The organism is Microcystis wesenbergii FACHB-1317, from assembly GCF_014696875.1.
Classification (GTDB): domain Bacteria; phylum Cyanobacteriota; class Cyanobacteriia; order Cyanobacteriales; family Microcystaceae; genus Microcystis; species Microcystis wesenbergii_A.
The window spans coordinates 23,618-33,246 of the sequence record NZ_JACJQV010000199.1 but is presented as its reverse complement, the minus strand read 5'-3'; the positions used below and the strand labels follow the sequence as shown (position 1 = coordinate 33,246).

At 44.7% G+C, this 9,629-nt stretch carries 8 protein-coding genes, 1 tRNA gene, 1 other RNA gene and 2 pseudogenes; 5 read left to right on the top strand and 7 right to left on the bottom strand.

Annotated features, from left to right (window positions below):
* Positions 1-113: 113 nt before the first annotated feature.
* Complete coding sequence (locus H6F92_RS20460; RefSeq protein ID WP_190359272.1) at positions 114-404, bottom strand: hypothetical protein; 291 nt, start codon at positions 402-404, stop codon at positions 114-116.
* 113 nt (positions 405-517) lie between these two features.
* Here H6F92_RS20460 and H6F92_RS20455 point away from each other — a divergent pair, with 113 nt between their 5' ends.
* The 3 genes and pseudogenes from H6F92_RS20455 to H6F92_RS20445 all read left to right on the top strand — a co-directional run.
* A complete protein-coding gene (locus H6F92_RS20455) occupies positions 518-1,384 on the top strand; it encodes an IS5 family transposase (RefSeq protein ID WP_190359271.1) in 867 nt (288 codons plus the stop codon).
* Between the two features lie 19 nt (positions 1,385-1,403).
* Positions 1,404-1,841, top strand: a pseudogene (locus H6F92_RS20450) (ISL3 family transposase); the annotation flags it as partial.
* A gap of 18 nt (positions 1,842-1,859) precedes the next feature.
* Positions 1,860-2,051 (top strand): annotated as a pseudogene (locus tag H6F92_RS20445) (IS1 family transposase); the annotation flags it as partial.
* Between the two features lie 263 nt (positions 2,052-2,314).
* Here the strand turns inward: H6F92_RS20445 and H6F92_RS20440 are convergent.
* The 3 genes from H6F92_RS20440 to H6F92_RS20430 all read right to left on the bottom strand — a co-directional run bounded on the left by H6F92_RS20440 (position 2,315) and on the right by H6F92_RS20430 (position 4,507).
* Positions 2,315-2,386, bottom strand: a tRNA-Gly gene (locus H6F92_RS20440).
* A 10-nt stretch (positions 2,387-2,396) separates the two neighbouring features.
* Complete coding sequence (locus H6F92_RS20435; RefSeq protein WP_190359270.1) at positions 2,397-3,464, bottom strand: acyl-CoA dehydrogenase family protein; 1,068 nt, start codon at positions 3,462-3,464, stop codon at positions 2,397-2,399.
* Positions 3,461-4,507 (bottom strand): glucokinase, encoded by a 1,047-nt coding sequence (locus H6F92_RS20430; protein WP_190359269.1) that lies wholly within the window; start codon positions 4,505-4,507, stop codon positions 3,461-3,463. The genes H6F92_RS20435 and H6F92_RS20430 overlap by 4 nt, the downstream gene beginning before the upstream one ends.
* Before the next feature lie 288 nt (positions 4,508-4,795).
* Here H6F92_RS20430 and H6F92_RS20425 point away from each other — a divergent pair, with 288 nt between their 5' ends.
* A complete protein-coding gene (locus H6F92_RS20425) occupies positions 4,796-5,437 on the top strand; it encodes a beta-carboxysome protein CcmP (RefSeq protein ID WP_002766539.1) in 642 nt (213 codons plus the stop codon).
* A 386-nt stretch (positions 5,438-5,823) separates the two neighbouring features.
* Here the strand turns inward: H6F92_RS20425 and H6F92_RS20420 are convergent, their stop codons facing one another.
* From H6F92_RS20420 to ssrS, 3 genes are all read right to left on the bottom strand, one after another.
* The gene (locus H6F92_RS20420; RefSeq protein WP_190359268.1) at positions 5,824-6,078 is read right to left on the bottom strand and encodes a hypothetical protein; all 255 of its coding nucleotides are present in this window, start codon (positions 6,076-6,078) and stop codon (positions 5,824-5,826) included.
* A gap of 57 nt (positions 6,079-6,135) precedes the next feature.
* A complete protein-coding gene (locus H6F92_RS20415) occupies positions 6,136-7,515 on the bottom strand; it encodes an NAD(P)/FAD-dependent oxidoreductase (RefSeq protein ID WP_190359267.1) in 1,380 nt (459 codons plus the stop codon).
* Positions 7,516-7,712: 197 nt separating this feature from the next.
* A non-coding RNA gene (gene ssrS / locus H6F92_RS20410) (6S RNA) lies at positions 7,713-7,900 on the bottom strand.
* A 296-nt stretch (positions 7,901-8,196) separates the two neighbouring features.
* Between ssrS and H6F92_RS20405 the strand changes: the two genes are divergently transcribed.
* A complete protein-coding gene (locus tag H6F92_RS20405) occupies positions 8,197-9,486 on the top strand; it encodes a M16 family metallopeptidase (RefSeq protein WP_190359266.1) in 1,290 nt (429 codons plus the stop codon).
* Positions 9,487-9,629: the final 143 nt, after the last annotated feature.

Sequence of the window (9,629 nt, the reverse complement as noted above, 5' to 3'; positions counted from 1 at the left end):
TTTTGCGCTTCGCTCTTGAAGCAATTGTCAAACCGCCGACACCATCGGTCAAAGCACGGGGGCATCGCGGCTGGGGTTGTCTCTTTCATCGCTAATCTCTCAACGTAAAATGCCTACTCTGTAACGATTATACTCGATTCTACTCTTGTTGAGCGTTTAAGTCCCGTTAACCAGCCTCCAGGATTGGGTATCTCTTGCCTGCTCAACTGGTCTTTGAGGGCTTCTATGGCATTGATAACCGTTTCTTCTGAGGCAGCTTTGAGGGTTTTCTTGAGGGTGCTGTTTAAAGGAATGCCCAGTTGCTCTAATTCTTGTTCAATTGATGGAATGGTTGCAGGAGTTTGAGGTTTTCTAGAGGGGGAATGGAGGGGAATAACTTTAGGTGTAGTTTCGGGCAGGGTCAACTGGCGTAACTGCGCCCGCAGCCGTTCGCACTCATCCCGTAACTCAAAGATTAGATCTCTTGCATAAGTCTAGACAAAATAAGATAAAATAGTTCAAGAGTTAAGAGTGAAAGATGACTTACGAACAAGTAAAAACTTTAAAGTCAACAGAGTTTAAACGCCTGTGGGTCTTGTATCCAGAGACATTTAAGGATATGGTAACAGTCCTAGCGGCAGAAAAAGTATGGCAAAAAAAGACAGGCAGACCGAGCAAATTGAGTACAGAAAACCAACTACTAATAGCCCCAGAGTATTGGCGAGAATATCGCACCTATTTTCATCGGGGAAATAGTTGGGGTGTGAACGAATCAACGGCGTATAGAATTGTTAGGAAAGTGGAGAATATTCTGAGCAAATCAGGTCTGTTTAATCTACCGGGGAAAAAAGCCCTAGTAGAAAGCAATAGCGAAATAGAAGTAGTGGTGGTAGATGGGTTGGAACAGGAGATAGAAAGACCCAAAAAAAAACAGAAATCATACTATAGTGGCAAGCAGGGATACCACACATTAAAGTCGCAAGTCGTTGCCGATCTCGCGCAGCGAGCGCGTTGCGACCAAAAAAGCGAACAGGTAATCTGTGTCCGTTGTGAGAAAGGAAGAGTCCATGATTTTCGACTGTGGAAAGAAAGCAAAATAAGGTTAAATAAGGAAATAGAAATATTAGGGTATAAAGGCTATCAAGGAATTCAGAAAATCCATCAAAACAGTCAAATTCCTCATAAAAAAAAGAAAAAAGAAAAACTAAGTAAAGAGCAAAAAAAAGACAATCGTCAGTTATCACAACGGCGCATAGTTATAGAACATATTCATCGTCGTCTCAAAATATTTCGGATACTTTCATCAAGATACAGAAATCGCAGACGGCGATTTGGTCTGAGATTGAATTTGATTGCTGGTATCTACAATTACGAACTTCGTTACCGACAAAAATATATATCTTGATTACTTTTGCAAGAGATCTAATGACGAGCTTAATAAATTGAGAAAGTTAATAGGGGTGCATGAAAAAGGATTACCTCATTTATTATGGAAGAATAAAGAGGACTTAAAGGACGAGCAAAAACAACAACTAGAAGTTATCCTGAAAGAACATCCATGCTTGGGAATAGCCTGGGAAATGAAAGAAGAAATTAGACAAATTTATCAAAGTAGTAGAACCTTCAGAGGTGCTGAGAGAAAATTGGAAAAATGGATAAGAATAGGCGGGATATTATATCAAAGTAGTGCCAGCATGATCCAGAAGCATTGGCCTGGTATTTGTAATTACTTTGAAAATCAGACAACCAACGGATTAATTGAGGGAATGAATACCAAAATAAAGCTTATTAAAAGAATGAGTTATGGATTTACCAATTTTGAACATCTTCGACTTAAGCTGTTTGCTTGCTTTAATTCATAACAAAAATTAACACACAAAAACCAAAAGAGCCGCAAAACTTATATGACAAGGGTAGAGGGAGAAAATACAAGATTACGTCATTACTTAGCGCGTCTTCATCGTCAGACTCTCTGCTATTCAAAATGTGTCAAAATGTTAGAAAATTCCCTACCGCTTCTAATTCATTACCTTAAGTTTAAGGATGTTCCAGTTCCCTACACTTTTGCTTGATTCATCTTTACATCTGACAACACCAAGTAATTTCAGTTCCGGGCTGATTCGGAGCATCTTTCAATTTGACAACGCCAAATAATCAGTCTTTAATAACCGGATTTAGTATCAGAGCGCAAGCGCCGATGAAGACGCAAGGTTTTTGAACCACTATCCCTCAAAACCTTGCACCTGTTTCCCATCCAAAAGCTCCAAAACCCTTACCTAATCTATATTTCACATTTATTCAGCCCGCCCTAGTTATCGTCACAATTGTCCTCAGAAGCGGGTAACGCGACTCGAACGCGCGACATTCACCTTGGGAAGGTGACGTTCTACCACTGAACTATACCCGCAAAAGTCTTCCTAATCATAGCATTGACCCCCCAGCCAGAGCAACTGCCCTAGGCTGTTTTCCATCACCGCGCCGGTTTGTCCAGAAACGCTAAACTGTAAAGCTTCCCGATAGACTCGCCCCGCCGGATGATCAATAATATTCGCCGCCCCACCGGAGGCAATCACTGCCCCTTGAGCGCATTGTAGAGCCAAATTAATCGCCCGACCGCGCCAGTGCAATTTGTCGGCAAAACTGGCCTGGTGGGAATTTAACATTTTTTCTTGACAGGACAGTAGGGCCTTTTCTAGCTGTTGATGGGCATTTTTTAGGCTTTCTAGCCCTTTTTGTCGATAAACACCAAAAATAACATCTAAGCCCGCCCAAGCACAGCCAAGGGCATGAAAACCGTGATGGAGAACATTTTTTTGATCGCTGGCCTCGATCGCATCCGCCGGTTGTAAACTAACAATAAAATCCCTTGACAAAAAGTAGTCTTGTATGGTAAGGCTCACCGTATTAGTCCCACTCATCGATAATAATTTCATCGGGGGACTGCATTGCAGACCGGGGAGAGCCTGCAGCGGTAAAAGACCGTACAGCGATCGCCCGTCCGGGAGGGTCGCCCCGATGATAAAATCTTCAAAAAAGCCCCATCCCGTCACCCAGGGAACCTGTCCACAGAGTTGATAGCCGCCGGTCACGGGAAACGCTTTCATCATTGGTTCCCCCGGACGACGTAGTTGCGAAAACCCCACCCCCACTAGCTTTTCGCCCCGGGCCATTTTGGGAAGATAAAACTTTTTCAGGTCTTGGTTACTGCTGGTGGCTAATTGATTAGCGGCGCTTTGGTGTTGGGTTTGCAGAAAAGTTAAAGCGCCGGAATAACGAGCGCCCAGGATTTGGAATTGTCGATAGGTGCGTTCCTCCCATCCCGCACCCCCCCATTCTCTGGGAACACGCAAAGCTAACAAACAGCGATCACCCATACCCTGTAAAGCTAATTGTAGGGCGATCGGGTTGCGATCAATCCGGGCCGCTTGCGGGGCGATCCTATTCTGAAAATAATCCTTAGCCATCTCCAGTAAACCATCGCTCATAGCTGACTAGCGCAGGAAACTGCCCCCATTAGTCCCACTTGGGCATTAAGGACGATATGAACGGGAATATTGCTTAATAACTCCCTCATCCGACCTTTAGCCCGAAAAGCCTTCATAAAGCTACCCTCGGTCATTAGGGGAAGATTTTTGGCCGCAATCCCTCCCGCGATGTATAATCCTCCGTAGGGAAGCAACTTGAGGGCTAAATTGCCCGCTTCCGCACCGTAGGCCTCGACAAAGATTTTCATGGTTTGATAACAGAGATAATCCGAGTTATCTTGGGCAAAACTGGCAATTTTAGCCGCTAAATCGACGGTTTTTTGCGGTTTACCCATTTCTTCTAACCAAGTGCGGTAAATTTCCGCCATGGCTGGTGATGACTGACTATAGTTATTATCGTGGAGAAATCGATAGATAGAAGTGATTCCAGGGCCAGAAACCACTCGCTCCACCGAAATGCGCTCGATATCATAGAGTTCCAAGAGATAATTTAATAGTTGATATTCCAAACTCGATCGAGGGGCAAAATCGGCGTGGGAACCCTCACTAGCAAACACCCGATATTTACCCTTCGACACAGGAATCAAAAAACCCTCTCCTAACCCCGTTCCTGCACCGATAACCGCAATCGGGGCATCCGGTACTGCCGGGGCTGACTGTAGATTGTGCAGCTCCTCTGGGGCTAATCCTAACACCCCATAACCGATCGCCGCAAAATCATTAATTAATTTTACCCGCTCAATCTGCAGCTCGTGGCTTAGGCGATCGCCAGTTAGAGACCAGCTTAAATTAGTCAATTCGGAACTATTGTTAACCACAGGACCAGCAATACCGAAACAAGCTTTTGCCACCGAGGGAATAGTGGTTTGTCGGGCCAAAAACTGCTGGACGATCGGCACCAGATCGGGGTATTGTTCACTAGGATAAATTTCTTGATCGAGAGTAATTAGCCGGGGTTGGGGACTATCCGATGAGTTTTGGCAATCCACTAAACGCAGGATTGTTTTAGTTCCCCCGATATCTCCCCCTAAAAGAATCGTCATGCTGGTTTTTCCCTGAGTTTGTCCCCATAATTATAGTTTTTTACCCTTTCTACCAGGCAAATTTAAAGGCCACTAATTCTATACTATAGTGAAAGATGGTAATGCCTAAGCCCTAATTAAGGATTGATTAATCGTCGCTCCGAGGTTGGAATGGGGATTTGCCAGAGGACAGAAACGGGACTTAAAGACATTTTAGGTCTAACTGTCGCCTCAAGGCGATCGATAGGGCGGCAGAACCTATCACTGTCCCCATAACTTTTAAGATAAACCAGAGAGGGAGAAATTAGCTTGGGTGTAGAACTTCGCAGTTACGTTTATCTTGACAATTTACAGCTTCAACACGCCGCTTACATCGGTACAGTCGCCCAAGGATTTTTACCCTTACCCGGGGATGCTTCCCTCTGGATTGAAATTTCCCCCGGCATCGAGATTAATCGCATCACCGATATTGCCCTCAAATCCGCCGTGGTTCGTCCGGGGGTTCTATTCGTAGAACGACTCTACGGACTCTTAGAACTCCATTCTAGCAGTCAGGGAGAGGTCAGGGCGGCCGGTCAGGCAATTTTGCAGTATTTAGGCGTTAGTCAGCGCGATTGTCTGAAACCGCAAATTGTCTCTAGCCAAATTATTCGCAACATTGACGCTTACCAAGCCCAATTAATTAACCGTAGTTCTCGGGGTATGATGTTAATGGCGGGACAGACTTTATACGTTCTAGAAGTGCAACCGGCCGCCTACGCTTCCCTGGCCGCTAATCAGGCCGAAAAAGCTGCTTTAATTAATATCCTACACGTTACTTCCGTGGGCAGTTTTGGCCGCTTATATTTAGGGGGAGAAGAACGAGATATTATCGCCGGTTCCAGGGCGGCAGTTTCAGCTTTAGAAAATATTCAAGGTCGAGCTTTTCCGGGTAGCGACAAAAAAGAATAAGCTAACAAAGGCCGGAGGCAAAAGGCAAGAGGTGGTTAGATATGTATAATTAGGGCTTGCTGAATAAATGTGAAATGTAGGCAAGGTAAGGGTTTTATGGCTTTTCTCGCGAAACAGGTGCAAGATTTTGAGAGAATCGTCGTTAAAAACCTTGCGTCTTCATCAGCCCGAGTCCTGTAGGGGCGAAGCATTCGGGCAATAACCTATCGGTGAAACCGGAGATTTTCTATCCGAATGCTTCGCCCGTACTTTTTGCCGCAAACCCTAATTAATTGTGTCTAGCTACTTACTAAATCCCGTTTAAAAGGTATAGGATAGTGGGGAGTGGGAAGAAGGGAGAGGAAGTTTGAGCATTTGTACTAAATAGCTAAAAAAGGAATTTCGCCCTATTGGGGAGATTCAAAAATTAGTTCGCCATTATTCAGTTTTTCAACGACTAAATGGCGATAGAGTGTCACTTGCCGGAGGATTTGGTCGGGATTATTTTTCTTATTAGAAAACATGATAGTTTTAATCGATTCAAATTCTATTCTTGTGATTACACCATCTTTGATCGCTCGTTCAATTTTAACCCGTAAATATTCTAATTCTTGGCTTTCCTCTGGGGTAATTTCTAGACTGTTAGGACGTTCTATTTTCATGATCGATCGATTGTTCTTACCGGCTAACTGATAACTAGATAATCACGGCTATTTTTTTCATACTTTCACAATCGGTGGAGAGAGAGTTTCCGTCTGGTTAGAAACGGCGAGATTATTATTATTTTGGCTGTTATTTTGCGGCAATTGTCCCGAGGCTAAATTCTGCCCCTCTCCCGTAATCAAACGAGCGCCACGACCGCGGGTAAAATAATTCCAACCCCATTGCACCATCACCACTAATTTATTATCAAATTCGATCAGATAGTAAATATGGGCCCAAACCCAGACTAACCAAGCGATGAACCCAGAAAACTTGACAAATCCCAAATCAACCACGGCCGCATTTTGGCCGATCACTGCCAGACTACCTCGATCGATATAATGAAAAGGTTTAATACTTTGCCCTTTTAGGCGAGAAATTAGTAAATTGGCCAGATATTCCCCCTCCTGCATGGCCACAGGGGCAACTCCGGGTAAGGGTTTATCTCCCTGATGGGCAAAATTGGCCAGATCCCCGACCACAAAAATATTGGCATAACCGGCGATACTTAAATCGGGTTCGACGATTACCCGGCCGACGCGATCGAGATTTACCCCGGTTCTTTCGGCCAAAATTCGCCCCATTCTCGATGCTTTGACCCCCGCTGCCCATAAAATTGTCTCGGCGGCGATTTCTGTGGTTTTTTCTCCCTGACGGACGGTGACACAACCTTCAACAATATTGGTAACGATGCTGTTAGTTTGCACTGTCACCCCTAATTTTGTGAGAGAATCGGCAGCTTTAGCGGATAAATCGGGCGAATATGGGGGTAATACCCGATCCATCCCTTCTAAGAGCAAAATTTTCGCTTCTGTGGGGTTAATCTGGTGGAAATCAGACCTAAGCGCACCGTGGGCAATTTCAGCGATCGCTCCTGCCAATTCTACCCCCGTCGGTCCGCCACCGACAATAACAAAAGTTAATAAAGCTTGCCGCTTTTCGGCATCGATTTCTTTCTCGGCCTTCTCGAAAGCGAGATAGATGCGACGACGCATTTCTACTGCGTCTTCAATGGTTTTTAACCCGGGGGCGTAGGGTTGCCATTGATCATTGCCAAAATAGTGATGACTGACTCCCGTGGCAATGACTAACTGATCGTAGGCGATCGGCGGGTGATCTTCCAAGATCACTTCTCCCTTGACTGGATCTATATCTATGGCATGATCGAGGAGAATATCTGTATTGTCATGACCCCGTAGGATTAAGCGCAAAGGTGAGGAGATATCGGCTGGAGATAGCGCCCCAGTAGCGACTTGATAGAGGAGGGGCTGAAAAAGATGGAAATTTCGCTTATCGATGAGGGTAACATGAACGGGGGCGTTTTTTAGGGCTTTGGCCGTGTATAAACCCGCAAATCCGCCGCCTATGATAACAACTCTTGGCTGTTTTTCAGTCATTGCTTAACAATAATTCATAAATTTTTCCCTAGTGTAGTCCGGATTGTCACAATTTAGCGGTGACAAGCGTTACCGAAAACAGCAGTCTTTAACCTAGAAAAAAATATAGATACTGGCTTTTTTGACCAACCAAGAGGGCAAAACCGAGGGATTACAAGGACTAAGCCCTGGTTTTGCCTGATCTGCTCGAAAAACTTGCAAAGACCGCTACGCCGTTTTACCTAAGTTTATGACCTGGGTTAACCAGGTGGGAACTTATATTCCGCGTTTCTGTTTCCGAGTACAAGCTCGGTTTACTACCACACGAATTGGTTATTTGCTCCCTTATCACAATCAAGCATAGATCAAAAAACTTGAAAGGCAGTCACCAACGTAGAAGCCCGATTTAGTTTGATCGTAGCATTTTTTTTTCTCAGAGGCAAGGGGGGAAGTGGGAAGGGGGGAAGTGGGAAGGGGGGAAGTGGGAAGTGGGGAAGTGGGGAAGTGGGGAAATTGAACTAAAACCCCAAAACCCCAAAACCCCAAAACCCTATCACCCTATCTCCTATCTCCTATCTCCTGTCTCCTGTCTCCCGACTCCTAACACCCAACACCTGATCTTGTTGGCTCTGTGAAAGTCTGGGACTACAATAGAGAAAAGTGACAATTTTTGCCAGAGTGATCACCGAGGACTAATAAAGAATGACGGCTATCCTAAGGAAACCTGCCACGCTCAACACTCCGATTCTGCACCGTCTTGCTAATGGTTTAACGATTATTGCCGAAAGTCAACCGGTAGAAGCGGTTAATCTCAATGTTTGGCTGCAGGTCGGCTCGGCCTTAGAATCGGATCAGATCAATGGGATGGCTCATTTTCTCGAACACATGGTTTTTAAGGGAACCCGTAACTTAGACAGTGGTGAATTTGAACGGGCGATCGAATCGAGGGGAGCGGTGACTAATGCCGCCACTAGCCAAGAATACACCCATTATTACATTACCACTGCCCCGCAGGACTTCCCCCATCTGGCCCCGCTGCAGCTAGAAGTGGTTTTAGAAGCTTTAATCCCCGATGAAGCTTTTGAGCGGGAAAGACAGGTTATTTTAGAAGAAATTCGTCGTTCTCAGGATAATCCCCGTCGGCGCACTTTTTATCGCACCATGGAGACTTGTTTTCAAGTTTTACCCTATCGTCGTCCGGTGTTGGGTCCGATGGCAGTGATTGAAAATCTTACTGCTCAACAAATGCGCGATTTTCATCGGACTTGGTATCGTCCCGAATGGATGACGGTGGCGGTGGTGGGTAATTTGCCTGTAGATGATTTAATGGCTATTGTGAGCGATTCTCTAGATACTTTAGGCAGTAAGGGCAATTCTGGGCTGATTTCCCATCCTATCGCCCATCTACAGCCCGAAGCTGCCTTTAACGAGATTATCCGTCAAGAATACGAGGATGAAAATTTGCAGCAGGCCCGCTTAATCCTATTTTGGAAAGTGCCGGGGTTGAGAGACTTAGAAAAAACCTATCCTCTCGATGTTTTAGCGGCTATTCTGGGTCAGGGCAAGGTATCGCGATTATTTCAGTCTCTGCGCCAAGAAAAGGGCTTAGTTTCCCAAATAACTGCCAGTAATATGTCCCAAGCAGTGCAAGGGGTGTTTTCCGTGTCGGCCCAATTAGCCTCGGAAAATATCGAGCAAGTGGAAAGGGAGGTAGTAGCACAGATTGGACAAATTCAACAGGAAGCTGTGACAGTTTCTGAACTGGAACGAGTTAAAACCCAAGTGGCCAATCGGTTTATTTTTAGCAATGAAAGACCGAGCGATCGAGCCAACCTTTACGGTTATTATCATACTCAGATCGGTGATTTACAACCAGCTTTTTGTTATCCCCAACACATTGAAGCCCTCACTTTAGAGGATATTCAAAATGCCTGTCAAGAGTATTTAAATCCCCACGCTTACGGTGTGGTGGTGGTAAGACCAATTCAGTAATCAGTGAACAGTAATCAGTAATCAGTGAACAGGGATAAAGATGAAAATAAATAAATAAATAACTAAATAACTAATTAACTTACATCTGATAACTAAATAACTAATTAACTTAAAACTTACATCTGATAACTTACATCTGATAA